The organism is Roseateles albus, assembly GCF_028595345.1.
Taxonomy (GTDB): domain Bacteria; phylum Pseudomonadota; class Gammaproteobacteria; order Burkholderiales; family Burkholderiaceae_C; genus Paucibacter_A; species Paucibacter_A albus.
The window spans coordinates 85,910-102,014 of record NZ_JAQQXT010000013.1; the positions used below are offsets into that span (position 1 = coordinate 85,910).

The 16,105-nt window shown below is 61.8% G+C and carries 15 protein-coding genes and 2 tRNA genes; 9 read left to right on the forward strand and 8 right to left on the reverse strand.

Features of this window, described 5'->3' with window-relative positions:
* The first annotated feature begins 16 nt into the window (after nucleotides 1-16).
* The 7 genes from PRZ03_RS18835 (at nucleotide 17) to PRZ03_RS18865 (ending at nucleotide 5,009) form a co-directional block, all read left to right on the forward strand.
* Nucleotides 17-907 (forward strand): LysR family transcriptional regulator, encoded by an 891-nt coding sequence (locus tag PRZ03_RS18835; protein ID WP_273601810.1) that lies wholly within the window; start codon nucleotides 17-19, stop codon nucleotides 905-907.
* 135 nt (nucleotides 908-1,042) lie between these two features.
* On the forward strand, nucleotides 1,043-2,065 hold the full coding sequence (locus tag PRZ03_RS18840) for a tetratricopeptide repeat protein (RefSeq protein WP_273601811.1): 1,023 nt from the start codon (nucleotides 1,043-1,045) through the stop codon (nucleotides 2,063-2,065).
* 100 nt (nucleotides 2,066-2,165) lie between these two features.
* Nucleotides 2,166-2,963 carry a prolipoprotein diacylglyceryl transferase gene (gene lgt / locus PRZ03_RS18845; RefSeq protein WP_263532208.1) on the forward strand — a complete coding sequence of 266 codons (798 nt, stop codon included), beginning with the start codon at nucleotides 2,166-2,168 and terminating at the stop codon, nucleotides 2,961-2,963.
* A gap of 23 nt (nucleotides 2,964-2,986) precedes the next feature.
* Entirely contained in the window at nucleotides 2,987-3,691 is a 705-nt protein-coding gene (gene dnaQ / locus PRZ03_RS18850) for a DNA polymerase III subunit epsilon (protein WP_273601812.1), read from the forward strand.
* Between the two features lie 63 nt (nucleotides 3,692-3,754).
* A tRNA-Val gene (locus PRZ03_RS18855) sits at nucleotides 3,755-3,829 on the forward strand.
* 67 nt (nucleotides 3,830-3,896) lie between these two features.
* Nucleotides 3,897-3,971 (forward strand) — tRNA-Val (locus PRZ03_RS18860).
* A 168-nt stretch (nucleotides 3,972-4,139) separates the two neighbouring features.
* Nucleotides 4,140-5,009 carry an alpha/beta hydrolase gene (locus tag PRZ03_RS18865; RefSeq protein WP_273601813.1) on the forward strand — a complete coding sequence of 290 codons (870 nt, stop codon included), beginning with the start codon at nucleotides 4,140-4,142 and terminating at the stop codon, nucleotides 5,007-5,009.
* A 16-nt stretch (nucleotides 5,010-5,025) separates the two neighbouring features.
* Here PRZ03_RS18865 and gltS read toward each other — a convergent pair whose 3' ends face one another.
* From gltS to map, 7 genes are read right to left on the reverse strand one after another with little or no spacing between them, the layout of a single operon-like run.
* The gene (gltS, locus tag PRZ03_RS18870) at nucleotides 5,026-6,231 is read right to left on the reverse strand and encodes a sodium/glutamate symporter (protein ID WP_263532211.1); all 1,206 of its coding nucleotides are present in this window, start codon (nucleotides 6,229-6,231) and stop codon (nucleotides 5,026-5,028) included.
* Between the two features lie 56 nt (nucleotides 6,232-6,287).
* A complete protein-coding gene (locus PRZ03_RS18875) occupies nucleotides 6,288-6,908 on the reverse strand; it encodes a YitT family protein (protein WP_273601814.1) in 621 nt (206 codons plus the stop codon).
* Nucleotides 6,909-6,915: 7 nt separating this feature from the next.
* A complete protein-coding gene (locus PRZ03_RS18880) occupies nucleotides 6,916-7,134 on the reverse strand; it encodes a DUF2788 domain-containing protein (protein ID WP_263532213.1) in 219 nt (72 codons plus the stop codon).
* 21 nt (nucleotides 7,135-7,155) lie between these two features.
* Nucleotides 7,156-7,941, reverse strand: coding sequence for a DUF2189 domain-containing protein (locus PRZ03_RS18885; protein ID WP_263532214.1), 786 nt, complete (start codon nucleotides 7,939-7,941; stop codon nucleotides 7,156-7,158).
* 43 nt (nucleotides 7,942-7,984) lie between these two features.
* Nucleotides 7,985-9,076: a tRNA 2-selenouridine(34) synthase MnmH gene (gene mnmH, locus PRZ03_RS18890; RefSeq protein ID WP_273601815.1), complete on the reverse strand. Its 1,092-nt coding sequence runs from the start codon at nucleotides 9,074-9,076 to the stop codon at nucleotides 7,985-7,987.
* Nucleotides 9,073-11,694: a [protein-PII] uridylyltransferase gene (locus PRZ03_RS18895; RefSeq protein WP_273601816.1), complete on the reverse strand. Its 2,622-nt coding sequence runs from the start codon at nucleotides 11,692-11,694 to the stop codon at nucleotides 9,073-9,075. Before PRZ03_RS18895 ends, mnmH begins: the two co-directional genes overlap by 4 nt.
* Before the next feature lie 4 nt (nucleotides 11,695-11,698).
* Nucleotides 11,699-12,502, reverse strand: coding sequence for a type I methionyl aminopeptidase (map, locus tag PRZ03_RS18900; protein ID WP_263532217.1), 804 nt, complete (start codon nucleotides 12,500-12,502; stop codon nucleotides 11,699-11,701).
* A gap of 130 nt (nucleotides 12,503-12,632) precedes the next feature.
* Here map and PRZ03_RS18905 point away from each other — a divergent pair, with 130 nt between their 5' ends.
* Both PRZ03_RS18905 and PRZ03_RS18910 read left to right on the forward strand, forming a co-directional pair.
* Nucleotides 12,633-13,766, forward strand: a complete 1,134-nt coding sequence (locus PRZ03_RS18905; protein ID WP_273601817.1) for a DUF1624 domain-containing protein — start codon at nucleotides 12,633-12,635, stop codon at nucleotides 13,764-13,766.
* A 67-nt stretch (nucleotides 13,767-13,833) separates the two neighbouring features.
* Complete coding sequence (locus tag PRZ03_RS18910) at nucleotides 13,834-15,234, forward strand: wax ester/triacylglycerol synthase family O-acyltransferase (protein ID WP_273601818.1); 1,401 nt, start codon at nucleotides 13,834-13,836, stop codon at nucleotides 15,232-15,234.
* Here PRZ03_RS18910 and PRZ03_RS18915 read toward each other — a convergent pair whose 3' ends face one another.
* Complete coding sequence (locus PRZ03_RS18915) at nucleotides 15,235-16,059, reverse strand: undecaprenyl-diphosphate phosphatase (protein ID WP_273601819.1); 825 nt, start codon at nucleotides 16,057-16,059, stop codon at nucleotides 15,235-15,237.
* Nucleotides 16,060-16,105 lie beyond the last annotated feature (46 nt).

Consider the following 16,105-nt stretch of genomic DNA (forward strand, 5'->3'; position numbering starts at 1 on the left):
TACAATTGGCATATCAATGATTGAGTTGCGAACGCTGCGCCAGTTTGTAGCCGTGGCGGAAGAACTGCATTTTGGGCGCGCCGCCGAACGCCTGCACATGACGCAGCCACCTTTGACGCAGGCGATACAAAAGCTGGAGGGCAGCTTGGGCACGCCCCTGTTCGAGCGCAGCAGCCGCTCGGTCGCCTTGAGCGCGGCCGGCCTGGGCCTGCTGCCGCAGGCGCGCGCCATCTTGGCGCAGGCAGAGGCCTTGCCGGCTTTTGCGCAGGCGGCGGCGCGCGGCAGTCGCGGCCGGCTGCGCCTGGGCTTTATATCGACCGTAGGTTTTGGCGATTTGCCGCGCTGGTTGAGGCTGTTCCGCGAGGACTTTGCCGACATTGAACTGACCTTGCGCGAAGCGACCTTGGACGTGCAAATGCGCGAGTTCGCGCAGAACGATCTGGATGCCGGCTTCATCATCCATGCGCCCGGCGCTCAGCCGCCCGGCTTTGAAAGCTTGAGGATTTCCAGCGAGGCCATGGTGCTGGCGCTCAGCAGCGAGGAGTCCTTGGCGGTGAGCGCCAGCCTGGATGTACAGGCGGTGCTGCGCCGGCCGCTCGTGATATTCCCGCGCGAAATTGCGCCGTCCCTGTTCGATGCGCTGCTGGCGTTCTATCGCCAGCATGGCTTGGAGCCTCAGGTCGTACAAGAGGCGATTCAGATGCAGACCATCGTCAATCTGGTTTCTGCCGGAATCGGCCTGGCCTGGGTGCCGGCCAGCGTGATGGCCTTTCAGCGCGCCGGCGTCGTCTACCGGCCTTTGATTGGGGCGGCGCCGGTGTGTGAAACCAGCCTGATTTGGCGCCGCGACGCCGCACCGACGGTGCTGCGGTTTGTCGAACATATTCAGCGTTTGATGCTGTCTTGAATTCGAACCAGCGTCTGAAGCGTTTGTTTCTGCACTTCGTCGCAGAACTTGCCTGGGCGCAGCGTGGATGCGCACAATCAAGACATACTCTCTTTGTCGAAATCACTTCAAACTCGCTTCGAGTCATTTTTGCCTATGCCCTTCAAGCCCTTGCCCCGCCGTATTCACGCCCTAAGCTCCTTGATCTGCCTGCTCGCTCTGTTGAGCTTGAGCCCCGCCGCGCAGGCCGCGTTGTTCAAGGATGCGCAGCTGCAAAGCCTGCTGGACGCCGGCCGTTATGAGGACTTGGAGCGTGCCTCTAAGGTGCGCCTGAAGCTCAAGCCCGACGATGTGCAGGCCTTGGCGGGCGCGGCCTTGGGCAGCAGTGATGCCTATGACGTGGCGCGGCTCGACGTTGCGGCCAAGTTGGCGCAGACCTGCCGCGAACGGGGCCCGCAAGAAGCCATTTGTTATTACGCCGCAGCCGAGGTGATGGGCCACCAGGTGCAAATGATCAACCCCTTGAAAGCGGTGGCGATGGTGGGGCGCCTGAAGGACGCTTTGCACAAGGCACTCGAACTTGACCCGACGCTGTATGCCGCGCGCAGCAAGCTGGTGCAGCTCTATTTGTTCACGCCGCAGATGTTGGGCGGTAGTGCGGCCAAGGCCAAGGCGCTGGAGGCCGAGATTCGCGCCAGCCAGCCCGAACAGGCGCGCTTGCTGCGATCGCTGGTGGCCGCTGCGGCCGAAAAATGGCCCGAGGCCGAGCGTGAGTTGATGGCCGTGCGTGCGGGCAGTGACGGCGCCTTGCTGGCCGATGTGCGCGAGGCTACGTCGCAGCTGGGCCGGCACTGGATGAGGGAGCAGCAGTTCGACAAGGCGCGCAGCTTGTTCGAGCAGTTGCAGCGTGATCAACCCAGCCAGGCCATGGCGTCCTATTGCCTGGCTCGTCTGGCGTTGGATCAAGGGCAAAACCAGGCGGCGGTCCAACATCTGGAGCGCGCTAAAAACCTGGCCGGCGCGCAGCAGCTGCCCATCGACCACCGGCTGGGCGAGGCCTGGTTGGCGCTGGACGACAAGGCCGCGGCCAAAGCAGCCTTCAGCCGCGCCGCCTCGGATAAACATATCCGGCCTAACTACGCCAAAGATGCGCGCAAGAGCTTGGCCGAACTGGGCTGAGGCTTCCGGCCGGCCGCGCGCCTGAGCCGGCACCTTATGATGCGCGGCTGATTTCCCGGCGCAGCAAGATTCATTCAAGCGCTCTTCAAAGGACGACGCAATGTGGGTTCACCCCCAGTTTGACCCGATAGCCATCAAGCTCGGCCCCCTGGCCGTGCATTGGTATGGCCTGACCTATCTGGCCGCCTTTGGCCTGTTTTTGTTTTTGGCCAACCGCCGGGTCGCGCAGCCGCAGTTTGCGGGCTTGGGTTGGAGCCGCCGCGATGTGGACGATCTCTTGTTCTTCGGCGTGCTGGGCGTGGTGTTGGGCGGGCGGCTGGGCTTTGTGCTGTTCTACAAGCCTGACTACTACATGCATAACCTGGGTGAAGTGCTGGCGGTCTGGAAGGGCGGCATGGCGTTTCACGGCGGTTTGCTGGGTGTGATTGCCGCTATGGCCTTGTTTGCCAAGCTGCGTGGGCGCAAGTTCTTCGAAGTCACCGACCTGATCGCGCCCTGCGTGCCGACCGGGCTGGCCATGGGCCGTCTGGGCAACTTCATCAACGGCGAGCTGTGGGGGCGCGCGGCGGACCCCAGCCTGCCTTGGGCAATGGTGTTTCCGCAGTCGGGCTCAGCCTTGCCACGCCACCCTTCGCAGCTCTACCAATTCTTCGGCGAAGGTTTGCTTTTGTTTGTTTTGCTGTGGCTGTATGCGCGCAAGCCGCGCCAAACCGGCCAGGTCTCGGGCATGTTTTTGATCGGTTACGGCATCTTCAGGTTCATGGCCGAGTATTTCCGTGAGCCCGATGAGTATCTGGGCCTGCGCGCGCTCAACCTGAGCCAAGGCCAATGGCTGTGCGTGCCCATGGTGGCGGTGGGCATGTTGATCTGGGTTTACTCCAGCCGTCGCAAAGCCTGATTTCTAGTTTTCCCCGAGTCCCCATGCGTCAAATCTTTTTCGACACCGAAACCACCGGTCTGGCCGCCGAGGGCGGCGACCGCATCATCGAAATCGGCTGCGTCGAGATGGTCAACCGCCAGTTGACTGGCAACAACCTGCACCTCTACGTCAACCCGCAACGCGCCAGCCATGAGGACGCGCTGCGTGTGCACGGCCTGACCGAAGCGTTTTTGTCCGACAAGCCTTTGTTTGCCGACATCGCCGATCAGTTGTTGGATTTTCTGGCCGGCGCCGAGCTGGTGATCCACAACGCACCCTTCGATATTGGCTTCGTCAATGCCGAGATGAAGAGGCTGCGCCGCCCGCCCATCACCGACACCGTGGGCAGCGTGCGCGACACGCTGTTGATGGCGCGTGATTTGTTCCCGGGCAAGGCCAACTCGCTGGATGCCTTGTGCCGCAGGCTGGAGGTTGACAACTCCAACCGCAAGTTGCACGGCGCTTTGCTCGACGCCGAGTTGTTGGCCGAGGTCTATATCCGCCTGACGCGCGGCCAGGATTCGCTGGTCATGGATGACTCGGGCGGCAATGCGCAGTCGGCTGAATTCAAGCTGGCCGCGATTGATCTGAGCAGCTTTGTGCTGCCGATTTTGCAGGCCAGCGAGGAAGAGCAGCTCGCCCATGAGCGCGTGCTGGGCGAGCTGGACAAGGCCAGCGGCGGAAAAAGAATCTGGCAATCTGCTTGAGTCGCCAGCAAAATCCGTGGCATAATTGTGGGCTTCGCAGTTAGCGAAGAGATGAAAAAAGTCGGGCGGTTAGCTCAGGGGTAGAGCACCACATTCACACTGTGGGGGTCGCAGGTTCGAAACCTGCACCGCCCACCAGAACATCATCAGCATGGCTGCATGCCGTGCGTTTAGATGGACTGGTGGATTTGATTCACAAAATTCAGGGCGGTTAGCTCAGGGGTAGAGCACCACATTCACACTGTGGGGGTCGCAGGTTCGAAACCTGCACCGCCCACCAGATCAACCTCGCCAAGTCTGACGACTTCGCGAGGTTTTTTCTTGCCCGCTCAATTTGCTCGCCAGGAGGCTGCTCGGTCTGTGCGATGCTGCGGGTTTTTGTCGAGTGGCTGGCCCGCCGCCAGCATCGACACTTGAGTTCTAAGCTTCAAGCAAGGAGTAGCCGAGCATGCCCCGTCAAAGCCCCGCCTGGTTCGATCAGCAATACAACAACCGCGCTCGCGTGGCCGACAGCGCCGACATTCTGGGCCGCTGGGCGCGGGCCTCGCAGTTGGTGCGTGAACGGTCGCGCTGCCTGCTTGATGTGGCCTACGGCGAGTCTGCGGCGGAGAGGCTGGACGTTTTCCCCTCGGACGTGCCGAACGCGCCGGTGCTGGTGTTTGTGCACGGTGGTTATTGGCGCGCGCTGGATAAATCGGACAGCTCTTTTGTGGCCAGCTCCTTCACCGATGAAGGGGCCATGGTCGTGATTCCAAACTATTCGCTTTGCCCAGATGTCGGCATGGACCGCATTCCCTTGCAACTGGTGCAAGCACTTGCCTGGGTCTGGCGCCATGCGGCCGAATATGGCGGCGACCCCATGCGGGTGGTGCTGGTCGGGCATTCGGCCGGGGCGCATCTGGCGAGCATGCTCAATTGCTGCGACTGGAAGGCTGTCGCGCCGGATTTGCCCCATCACCTCGTCAAGGGCGTGTTGGCGATCTCGGGTGTCTACGATCTGGCGCCGCTGCGCCAGGCCCCGTTTTTGCAGGCTGATCTGCGCCTGGATGCCGACAGTGTGCGCCGCCTCAGCCCGGCACAGTTTCCCGCCCCCGAGGCGCCGGTCTATGCCATCGTGGGCGCGCTAGAGAGTGAGGAGTTCAAACGCCAAAACCGTTTGATCCGCCAGGCCTGGGGCCGCCGGGTCGTGCCGATTTGCGAAGAAATCAAGGGCTGCAACCACTTCGATATCTTGCACGATCTGGCCGACCCTGCAGGGCGCAGCCACCAGCTGGCGCGGCGCTTGCTGGACTTGCGCTGGTATAGCGCATTGCTTTGACAAGAAGTTGGCGGGCTCAGTAAATCGGCAGGGCCATGAACAGCTTGATGATCAGCGCGTTGGCGATATCGATAAAAAAGGCGCCCACCATGGGCACGACGATGAAGGCCAGATGCGAGGGGCCGAAGCGATGCGTAACCGCCTGCATATTGGCAATTGCGGTGGGCGTCGCCCCTAAACCAAAACCGCAGTGGCCGGCCGCCAGCACCACGGCGTCATGGTTGCTGCCCATGACGCGGAACGTGACCAAGATCGCATAGGCCGCCATGGCCATCGCCTGTACCGCCAGAATCAGCAGCATGGGCAGGGCCAGATTGGCCAGCTCCCACAGACGCAAGCTCATCAAGGCCATGGCCAGAAAAAGCGCCAAGCTGACATTGCCGAGTACCGAAACTTCGCGGTCAAAAACTTGGTGAAGCCCCAGTCCGGCCAAGACGTTGCGCAACAGGACACCGATAAAGAGCACGCAAACAAAGGTCGGCAGTTCGAACGCCGTACCTGCGATGGCGGCGCTGAGCATGTCGCCGCCGGCCAAGCACAGCGCAATCAAGGCCAAGGACTCAATGAAGGAATTGACCGTGATCAGGCGGGTGGCTTCGGGCTCTTCAAAGTTGCTTGGCGCCTGAGCCGGCTGCTGCGCTGCGGCTTGAGGCTTCATCTTGCTCATCAAAAATTTCGCCACCGGACCGCCGATCACGCCGCCCAGCACCAGGCCGAAGGTGGCGCAAGCCATCGCCAATTCGGTCGCGCCCTGCAGGCCAAACTGTTCGCTGAAGACCTTGCTCCAAGCTGCACCCGTACCGTGCCCGCCCGACAAGGTGATGGAGCCGGCCAGCAGGCCCAGATGTCGATCCAGGCCCAGCAGCGAAGCCATGCCTAGGCCTATCATGTTTTGCATCAACAAGAGGCCCAGCACGACCCCCAGGAACTTGACCATGATGCTGCCGCCGGCCTTCAGACTGGCAAGGTTGGCAGACAGGCCGATGGTGGCGAAAAACGCCAGCATCAGCGGGGTTTGCAAAGAGGTATCGAACTTGACCGTGTAGCCGCTCAGCTGCTGCACCAGCAGCATCAGCAAAGCCACCACCAAGCCGCCCGCGACTGGTTCCGGGATCGTCAAGGCCTTCAGAACGGCAATGCGTGTCACCAGCATGCGGCCAAACAGCAGCACAAGCGAGGCGGCGACGAGGCTGCCGTATCCGCCGATATTACTGACATTCATCGTTGCGCGTCCCAGTAGTTGGCAAGTTAGCGAGCTTACAGGACTTGCGTGAACAACTACACCGCCATGTAGCGGCCGGGCCGGTGATTGATGGCCAGCGCGGCGTTGATGGCCAGCATGCCCACAATTGACAGGCCGATTCGATCGGGTGGCACAAAGGCCAAGCCACAAAGCAGAATCACCAGGTCCAGGCCAGCCTGCACATAGCCGGCGCGCCAGCCGTATTTCTCCTGCAGATAAAGCACCACCACATTCAGCCCGCCAAGAGAGGCGCGGTGACGGAACAGAATCAACATGCCCGCACCAATCAGCAGGCCACCGGCAATCGCCGCGAACCAGGGGTTGAGCTGGGCAAACTGCAGCCAGTGCGGCAGTGCTTCAGCTAACACGGCCATCAAGCTGACCGCGGTGATGGTCTTGAGGGTAAAGGGCAGACCCATGCGCTTATAGGCCAGCCAGTAAAAAGGCAGGTTGATGCAAAAGAACAGGGCGCCGAAGGGCAGGCCGCTGGCGTAATGAAGCAAGAAGGCGATGCCGACCGTGCCGCCGGTCAACATGCCCACCTGCTTGAACAGCGCCACGCCCAGGGCGACGAACAAGGTGCCGGTGAGCAGGGCCTGCACATCCTCAAGCCTGGAATGCTTGAAGCTGCGGGTGATGGTGTCGCGCAGGCTCATCGGGAATCTATCCGCCGATGCCCGTCATAAACCATTTGATGGCGCCCTTGGCCAAGTAGCCGACCATGCCGAAGCCCAGGCCCAAGAGCAAGACAAAAGTGCCGAAACGCCCGGCCTTGGACTCGCGCGCCAGCTGCAAGATGATGAACACCATATAGACCATGAAGAGGCCTACGCCCCAGCTCAGGCCGAACTGGGCAATTTGCTGCTCGCTGTATCCGAACATACTGTGCTTGGGCCTCCGCGGTCAGTCGGTGTTGGAAACGAGGTCACGGTAGGCGTGCCAGCTGGCGTGGCCCAACCAGGGCAAGACCACGACGAAGCCCAGCATCAGGCTGGCCATGCCGAGCAAGGTCAGCAACATGATCAAGCCTGCCCACAAAGCGACCGCCGCCGGATAAGCCATCACCACGCGCCAGCTGGTGAACACGGCGCCCAGCACGCCAACGTCCGTGCGGTCCAGCAGCAGCGGCACGGCGATCAAGGTCGAGGCGAACATGGGTGCAGCCAAGACCGCCCCCATGGCCAGCCAGATCTCGAACAAATGAGATTCTTCATTCAGCACCACATGACGCAAAAAGTCCGCCGGCTCTCGAATGGGTGCGCCCGCAAAGCCCGTGATCAAGGAGGCAGATGTCATCACCCAGCCGGTGCCGGCAAAGGCCAGCAACACGCCGAATACCACCAAGCGCCCGTCGCGTGGCCGCCAGGCCTTGATGATGGCGGCAAAACTCGGTGTGCGGCCATGCTCAAGGTCGCGGCTGATCACATACAAGCCGGTCGCCAGAATCGGGGCCACCAGCAAGAAGCCGCTGAAGGCGCCGGCCAGCAGCCAGAAATGCTGGCGCGCCAACACAAAGATCAACGCCCCGAGCGCCGCCAACACCAAGCCATGGGCGAGCGAGGGGCCGGGGCAGCGCACCAAGTCCTGCCAGCCCCGGGACAACCAACCCAAGGGGCGTAGCACGGGCACCGGCTTCACCCCGAATTGGCGTGATTGACGCAGGGCATTTTCAGTTTCTAGAAATTGCATCTGTACTCACTTTGAATAAAGTATCTTGCCACGCAGCAGGGCTTCAGGCCTTGACCGCCATCAAGTCCAGCGCGAGGGCATGAAGGCAAGGGGCGGAGCCATCGGCGAGCTGGATGCGCCTTGCCCGCTCAAGCTGCGGGTAATGTCCGGCCAGGGAGCGCTCGTAGCCGGGGTCGTAATGATCGCGCATCAGTTCTGCGAACACCGTGCTCCAATCGCCGGCGCGCGCCAGTGCCTGCCAGCCTTGCACGCGTTCGCGGCCACGCATGCTGATCAAGGCGTCGAGCTTGGCGCAGAAGTAGTCGGGCCGCTCGAAGAAATGAGCATAGTCTTGCAAGAGCAGCTCCACACGGGCCGCGCCCGGCATCTCCAGCCAATAAATGTGGTCGCTGGCCCGCATCGCTTCGTACATCGATTCGGGCATGCGGACCTGGCCGATCTTGCGGCTTTCGCTTTCCACAAAGACCGGCCGGCTTGGGTCCAGCTGGCTCAGCTGCTGCCACAGCAAGGTGTCAAAGCCTTTTTGGCTGGGTTGGGGTTGATCCGGCAATGCGCCCAGGATTGAGCCTCGATGGGCCGCCAATTTTTCGAGGTCAAGCACTTGCGCGCCTAAGCCGGCAAGCGTCTGCAGCAATCTGGTCTTGCCGCTGCCGGTTCGGCCGCACAGCACATGAAACTCGAAGGCGGCCGGCTGCGTCAGCAAGGCTTCGCGAACCTGCGCCCGATAGGCTTTGTAGCCGCCCTGCAGCTGGCGTGATTTGAAGCCGATCTGCCCGAGAAACCAGGTCATCGCGCCCGAGCGCTGACCGCCGCGCCAACAGTAGACCAATGGCCGCCAGTTGCGACTCAAGGGCTCGGCATGGGCCTCGATATGACGGGCGATATTGCGCGCCACCAAAGCCGCACCAATCTTGCGCGCCTCGAAGGGCGAGCTTTTGTAGAGCAGGCCGACCCGGTGGCGCTCCTCGTTATCCAGCACGGGCCAATTGAGCGCGCCGGGCAGATGGTCTTCGGCATATTCGGCCGGCGAGCGCACGTCGATGATGGCGTCAAAGGCCTTCAGCGCGCTAATCGCTTCCTCGGCGGCTATCAGCGGCGAAGGTGGGCCATGTTTGGCTGTGGTTTCTGCGTTCATTTTTGCAGCGCCACTGCATCGAGCAGCTCGCTCTCGATTTGAAGTTGAGCCTTGTTGTGCTGCAAAGCGGCACCGTCGACCAGGAAGGTATCTTCGACCCGCTCGCCCAGGGTCGAGATCTTGGCCAATTGCAGATTGATGCCGTGGCGCGCCAGCACGCGGGCAATCGCATAGAGCAGGCCGGCGCGGTCACTGGTGCTGATGGTCAACAGCCAATGTTGGGCGCGCTCATCCGGGCGCAGGGCGATGCGCGGCGTATAGGGGAAGGACTTGACCCGACGCGACAAGCGCCCGCGCCGCGGCTCGGGCAAGGGCCCGGCGTTCAGCAGCGCCTGTGTCAGCTTGTTCTCGACCAGCGACACCAGGTCGCGGTGGTGCAGGTCCAGATCAGGGCTCAGCACCTGGAAGGTGTCGAGCGCGTAGCCGCTGCGCGTGGTGTGCACCTTGGCATCCAGAATATTGAAGCCGGCGCCGTCAAAGTAACCGCATATGCGGGCGAACAGATCCTGCGCGTCGGGCGAGTAGACCAGCACTTGCAGGCCTTCGCCGACCGGCGAGGGGCGGGCCTGCACCACCGGCACCGGGCTTTGCACATGGCGCCAGAGCGAGCGCGCATGCCAGGCCAAATCGCCCGCTTCGTGGCGAGCGAAGTAGCTGATCTCCAGCGTTTGCCATAGCGGCGCTTCGGTACCGGGCAGCATCGAATGCAGGGCCAGTGCTTGCCGGGCCTCTTGCTTGCGGGCTTCGATATCGGCCGTCAAATTGGGCTGCGCGCCGCCCAGGGCGCGCAGGCTGACACGGTACAAGTCCTCCAGCAGCTTGCCCTTCCAGGCATTCCAAACCTTGGGACTGGTGCCGCGGATATCGGCCACCGTCAGCAAATACAGGCCGGTCAGATGCCGCGCATCGACCATCTTCAGCGTGAAACGATTGATCACGTCGGGGTCGGACAGATCTTCCTTCTGTGCCACTCTGGAGAGGGTCAGGTGTTGCTGTACCAAGAACACCACCAGGTCCGCATCGGCCTTGTCCAGGCCATGGTCGCGGCAAAAGCGCCTGGCTTCTAGGGCCCCGAGATCGGAATGGTCACCGCCGCGCCCCTTGGCTACATCATGGAACAGGGCGGCAATATAAAGCAGCTCCGGTTTGGCCCATTGCGCGGCCAGCTGCGAGCAAAAGCTGTACTCATGCGCATGCTCGGGGATGAAGAAGCGCCGCACATTGCGCAGCACCATCAAGATGTGCTGGTCGACCGTGTAGACGTGGAACAGGTCATGCTGCATCTGACCCACGATGCCGCGGAACACCCACAGATAGCGCCCCAGCACCGAGGTCTGGTTCATCAAGCGCATGGCGTGGGTCTGCCCCTCGGACTGGCGCAAGATCTGCATAAAAGTCGCGCGGTTGACCGGGTCACGCCTGAACGCGCTATTCATCAGCTGGCGCGCGTTGTAGAGCGCGCGCAGGGTACGGGCCGACAAACCTTTGATGCCGCGGGTCTGCTGATAGACCAAGAAGGTGCGCAAAATCGCATGCGGCTCGCGCTGATAAAGGTCGTCCGAGGCGACCTCCAGCATGCCGGCCCGGTCCAGAAAATGCGCGTCGATCGGGCGCATCAGGCCTTGCTGCGAGCCGTTGATCTGCTCCTCCAGATTCAGCAGCAGAATCTGGTTCAGCTGCGTGACAGCCTTGGCAGCCCAGTAGTAGCGCCGCATCAGCACTTCCGAGGCGCGCTGGCCGGCGCTGCTTTGATAGCCAAAACTCTCGGCCACGGCGGTTTGTTGATCGAACACCAGCCGGTCTTCGCGCCGGCCGGCCACGCAGTGCAGGCGCGCCCTTATCAGCTTGAGCAGGCCTTCGTTATGCTGCAGTTGACGGCTCTCGAAGGCGGTGATCAGGCCGGCCTGCGCCAAACCCTTCCAGGTCTGCCCCAGGCCGGCGGCGCGGGCGATCCAGATCAGCACTTGCAAGTCACGCAGGCCGCCGGGGCTTTCCTTGCAATTGGGCTCCAGGGAGTAGGGCGTGTCGTCGTATTTGGTGTGGCGCTGGCTCATCTCCAGCGTCTTGGCGCGCAAGAAGGCGCTGGCGTCCATGGAGGCCGTTAGTAATTTTTCCAACTGTTGGACCAGGGGCCGGTCGCCGGCCAGCCAGCGCGCTTCCAGCAGCGCTGTTTGTATGGTCACATCGCCGGCAGCTTCATGGCGGCATTCGTCCAGCGTGCGCACCGAGGAGCCAATCTCCAGGCCGATGTCCCAGCAAGCGGTGATGAAGGCCTCGATGCCGGTCTTGACCGCGCCGCATTGATGCGCTTCGACACCGTCGGGCAGCAGCAGCAAGACATCGACATCGGAGTAGGGGAAGAGTTCAGCACGCCCGTAGCCACCCACGGCCAGCAAACTGGCACCTGCGGGCATGGTGCTGCGGGCCCATAGCCCTTGCAGGGCGGCGTCGACATGCGCAGCCAGTGCGCTGAGCAGACCGGCCGCTGCCGCGGCCGTAGGGCGGCCCTTGCGGAAAGCCTCAACCAGCGCTTGCTTGCCGGCTTTGAAGTCTTGGCGCAACTCGGCCAAGCTTTTGGGCTCGACACTTGGGACCGCCTTGCCCACGCCCTTGCTCACCTGATCAAGCAGTGATGAATGCAGGCGGCGGCGGGCTGCCGGCCGAGAGTGTGAACACCTCGTAGCCGGTTTCGGTGACGATCAGCGTGTGCTCCCACTGGGCCGACAGCGATCTGTCTTTGGTCTTGATGGTCCAGCCGTCATTGCCTTCCTTGATCTCGCGCCGGCCGGCATTGATCATGGGCTCGATGGTGAACACCATGCCCTCGACCAGTTGCACCAGGGTGCCGGGGCGGCCGTAATGCAGCACTTGCGGTTCTTCGTGGAAGACCTGGCCGATGCCATGGCCGCAGAACTCGCGGACGATGCTGAAGCCGGCATTCTCGGCATAGGTCTGGATGGCGTGGCCGATGTCGCCTAGGTAAGCGCCGGGCTTGACCTTGGCAATACCCTTCCACATCGCTTCGTAGGTAAAGGCGCACAGGCGCTTGGCCGCGATCGAGCCTTCGCCGACGACAAACATGCGACTGGTGTCGCCATGCCAGCCGTCCTTGATCACGGTGACGTCGATATTGACGATGTCGCCGTTCTTCAAGGCGCGGTCGTTTGGGATGCCGTGGCAGATCTGGTCGTTGACCGAGGTGCAGATCGACTTGGGGTAGGGGATGTAGCCGGCCGGCGTGTAGTTCAAGGGGGCTGGAATCGCTTGCTGCACATTGACGATGTAGTCGTGTGCCAGTTTGTCGAGTTGGTCGGTGGTGATGCCGGGTTTGACATGCGGCGTGAGCATGTCCAAGACTTCGGAGGCCAAGCGCCCGGCAATGCGCAAAGCGGTGATATCGGCGCCGGATTTGATCGTGATCGTCATGGCTCGCAGTTTAACTGGGGGAAGCCTAAGCCTCGTCGCTGTGCCGAGGGAATCACCCCAGATGCTTGGGGCGATCGCCGACCTAATATCCAAGCTAACAAACGGCCTTCCTCAACATCAGCTCCCGACCGTGAATCATTCTCCCTCCCAGCGGCTGTTCGCCATTGATTTGCTGCGCGGCCTGGTTATCGTCTTGATGGCTTTGGATCACACGCGCGATTTCTTTGCCCCGACGCCCTTCAATCCCCTGGATCTGCAACTGGGCTCACCCGCTTGGTTCTGGACGCGCTGGATTACCCATTTGTGCGCGCCGATCTTTGTCTTGCTGGCCGGCATGTCGGCGTACTTGCGCTCAAAGCGACGCAGCAAGCTCGAGATGACGCGTTACTTGCTCGGGCGCGGCGCTTTGCTGGTCTTGCTGGAACTCACCTGGGTCAGTTTCAGCTGGCAGTTTGGCTTTAATGTGCTGATCTTGCAGGTGATCTGGGCGATCGGTATGGCCATGATGGTCTTGGGCTTGTTGATCTGGCTGCCGCTGCCCCTCATTGCCCTGGTGGCGGCGGCCTTGATCTTGCCGCACAACCTGCTGGACGCTTGGCATGGCAAAGACGCCTCCTGGCCGATGATGGCCTGGCATCAGGGCGGCTACCGGCAGCTTTGGCCGGGCCTGGGCGTCGTGTTTGCCTATCCCTTGATGCCTTGGGTCGGGCTGATCGCGGCCGGCTACTCCTTGGGGCCGGTGCTGGCCTGGGAGCCCGCGCGCCGGCAGCGATTTTTGCTGAGCGCTGCAACGGCCTTGTTGTTCGCTTTTGTGCTGCTGCGCAGCGGCAATTTTTATGGCGACCCGCATAGCTGGCAGGCGCGTTTGGGGCAGGGCAGCGGCTTGGCGCTGGAGCTGATGGCTTTTGTCGATGTGCATAAATACCCGCCCTCGCTGCTCTATCTGTGCATCACATTGGGCCTTGGCTTGGCGGCATTGGCCCTGATCGAGCGTTGGGTGCAACACCCGCTGCGCGTCTTGATGCTGTTCGGCAGCCGGCCAATGTTTTTCTACCTGGTGCACATCGCCTTGATTCATGCCCTGGCCTGGGTCTATATGCAGTGGCGCTTTGGCGGCCAGGTGCTGGAGCATCAGGGCTGGCAGGCGCCGCCGGGCTATCAGCCTTCATTGCTGGTGTGCTATTTGGCCTGGTTCTTGGTGTTGTTGCTGATGGCTGTTTTGACCCGGCTTTGGGTGAGGCAAACCCGCCACTGGCGCGGGTAAACCCACGGACAAGCGACTGACTCGCTGGCGACACAATCGCTGCAACCATTTCTCTGCGCGCAACACCATGAAAAAACTGTCCTTGCTTGACCTGGGTTTCTTCGTCGCCGAGTCGCAGGCCAGCCCCAAGCATGTGGGCGGGCTGCTGATGTTCAAGCGGCCGGCCAAAGCGCCGGTGAGCTTTGCCAAAAGTCTCTACCGCGAATACCTGGGCTTCACCGAGGTGGCGCCGCCCTTCAACCGAGTGATCCGCTTTTCGCTCACCGCCATGCCCTGCTGGCAAGACGCCGAAGTGGACCTGAGCCAGCATATTTTTTATCACAAGCTGCCGCGCGGCGCGAATGACCGGGAGGCGCTCTACGCTTTTGTGGCCGGCCTGCATGAGCCGATGTTGGACCGCTCGCGCCCGCTGTGGGCCTTGCATGTGATCGACGGGCTTACCGAGGGGCGCTTCGCGATCTATCAAAAGATGCACCATGCCTATGCCGACGGCGTCACCATGGCGCGCTGGACGGCCGAGGGTCTGGCCGATTCGGCCGAAGAGCTGGAGCTGACGCCGGTGTGGACGCTCCAGCATGGCGGGCATGGCAAGGGCAAGCGTCGGATTGGCGTCAAACGCCAAGACGAGATGCTGGCCGCTGTCTGGAAAGAACTCAGCGGCACCAGCCTGCGGATTCTGGGCATCAGTCGCCTGGCGGCGATGTTGTTCTTGGAGAGCGTCAAGCTGACCAAGAACGCGATCGCCTTGCCCTTTGTGTCCAGCGCCAAGACACCGCTGACCGGCCAAGTGACGTCGGGGCGCCAGTTCACCACCGCTGGCGTGTCTATGGCCCGTGTCAACCGCATTCGTGAGCGCACCCGCTCCACCATCAACCATGTGGCGCTGACCTGCTTGGATGGTGCTTTGCGCCGCTACCTCTTGGACCAAGGGGTGGAGCTACGCCGGCCGATCACGATTCAGATGCCTGTCAATCTGCGCAAAGAGGGCGAGAAGACCGCCGGTAACAAGATCGGCATCATCCAGGTGGAGCTGTCCGCGCCGACCGAAGACCCCTATGTGCGCCTGCGCAATATCGGCTTCTCGCTGCGCAATGTCCGGACCATGATCGACAGCGTGTCGGCCGAAGCGATCGAGTCCTACACCATCATCACCGGCCTGGTGGCGCAGATCGCCGAGATGCTGGGCCTGAGTAACACCTTGCCGCCTATGGGCAACACGCTGGTGTCGAATGTGCCGGGCCCGAAGTCGCACCTGTACGTCAAAGGCGCGCGGATGGAAGAAATGCATCCCATCAGCACCTTGCCGCCGAGCAACCTCCTGAATATCACGCTGTTCAGCTATGCGGGCGAGCTGTTCTTCGGCCTGATTGCGACCGACGAGTTGCCCAATCTGCCGCTGCTGGGTCGCTATGTGCAGGAGGCCTTCACCGAGTTGGAAGCCTCGGTGAGCGATGCCCATGCAGCTTGATCAATCCTTCCAGACAATCGCGCCGGTGTAGGCGGTGACCAGAATCAAGATGCCGAAGCCGATGCGGTAGTAGGCAAATGGCGTGAAGCTGTGGCTGGAGATATAGCGCAGCAACCAGCGCACGCAAACCCAGGCGCTCAGGAAGGAGAACAACAGGCCGACGCCGAACATCGGCACATCGGCCATGCTCAGCAGCGCACGTTCCTTGATCAGGCTGTAAGCGCCGGCGCCAATCAGAGTCGGGATGGCCAGGAAGAAAGAGAAATCGGTCGCCGCTTTGCGCGACAAGCCCATCAACATACCGCCGATGATGGTGGAGCCCGAGCGGCTGGTGCCGGGGATCATGGCCAGACATTGAATCAAGCCCACCTTTAGCGCGTCCAGCGGTGTCATATCGTCGACCGAGTGGATGCGGACCTCCGCTTGCTGGCGCTTCTCGGCCCACAAAATAATGAAGCCGCCCAAAATAAAGGTGCTGGCCACCACGATGGGTGTGAACAGATGAGCCTTGATGGCCTTGCCGAACAAGAGGCCCAGGATCACTGCCGGCAAAAAGCCGATAGCGACGTTGATGACAAAGCGGCGTGCCCGCGCGTCATTGCCCAAACCGGCCGCCACTTCACGCAGGCGCTGCCAGTAAACCAGGATGACGGCAAAGATGGCGCCGGTCTGGATGGCGATATCAAAGACCTTGCTCTTTGCATCATCAAAGCCCAGCAGCGAGCCGGCCAAAATCAAATGCCCGGTGCTGGAGATCGGCAAGAACTCGGTCAGGCCTTCCACGATGCCCATGACGGCGGCCTTGATCAGCAAAATGGCGTCCACACGGGGCTCCCTTGTTTTTTGAGTGGGCGCGATGATAACAAGTGGC

Bases quoted from the DNA above. Each gene is read 5' to 3' on its own strand.
- PRZ03_RS18835 (WP_273601810.1), top strand. From the start codon at position 17: ATGATTGAGTTGCGAACGCTGCGCCAGTTTGTAGCCGTGGCGGAAGAA.
- PRZ03_RS18840 (WP_273601811.1), top strand. From the start codon at position 1,043: ATGCCCTTCAAGCCCTTGCCCCGCCGTATTCACGCCCTAAGCTCCTTG.
- lgt (WP_263532208.1), top strand. From the start codon at position 2,166: ATGTGGGTTCACCCCCAGTTTGACCCGATAGCCATCAAGCTCGGCCCC.
- dnaQ (WP_273601812.1), top strand. From the start codon at position 2,987: ATGCGTCAAATCTTTTTCGACACCGAAACCACCGGTCTGGCCGCCGAG.
- PRZ03_RS18865 (WP_273601813.1), top strand. From the start codon at position 4,140: ATGCCCCGTCAAAGCCCCGCCTGGTTCGATCAGCAATACAACAACCGC.
- gltS (WP_263532211.1), bottom strand. From the start codon at position 6,231: ATGAATGTCAGTAATATCGGCGGATACGGCAGCCTCGTCGCCGCCTCG.
- PRZ03_RS18875 (WP_273601814.1), bottom strand. From the start codon at position 6,908: ATGAGCCTGCGCGACACCATCACCCGCAGCTTCAAGCATTCCAGGCTT.
- PRZ03_RS18880 (WP_263532213.1), bottom strand. From the start codon at position 7,134: ATGTTCGGATACAGCGAGCAGCAAATTGCCCAGTTCGGCCTGAGCTGG.
- PRZ03_RS18885 (WP_263532214.1), bottom strand. From the start codon at position 7,941: ATGCAATTTCTAGAAACTGAAAATGCCCTGCGTCAATCACGCCAATTC.
- mnmH (WP_273601815.1), bottom strand. From the start codon at position 9,076: ATGAACGCAGAAACCACAGCCAAACATGGCCCACCTTCGCCGCTGATA.
- map (WP_263532217.1), bottom strand. From the start codon at position 12,502: ATGACGATCACGATCAAATCCGGCGCCGATATCACCGCTTTGCGCATT.
- PRZ03_RS18910 (WP_273601818.1), top strand. From the start codon at position 13,834: ATGAAAAAACTGTCCTTGCTTGACCTGGGTTTCTTCGTCGCCGAGTCG.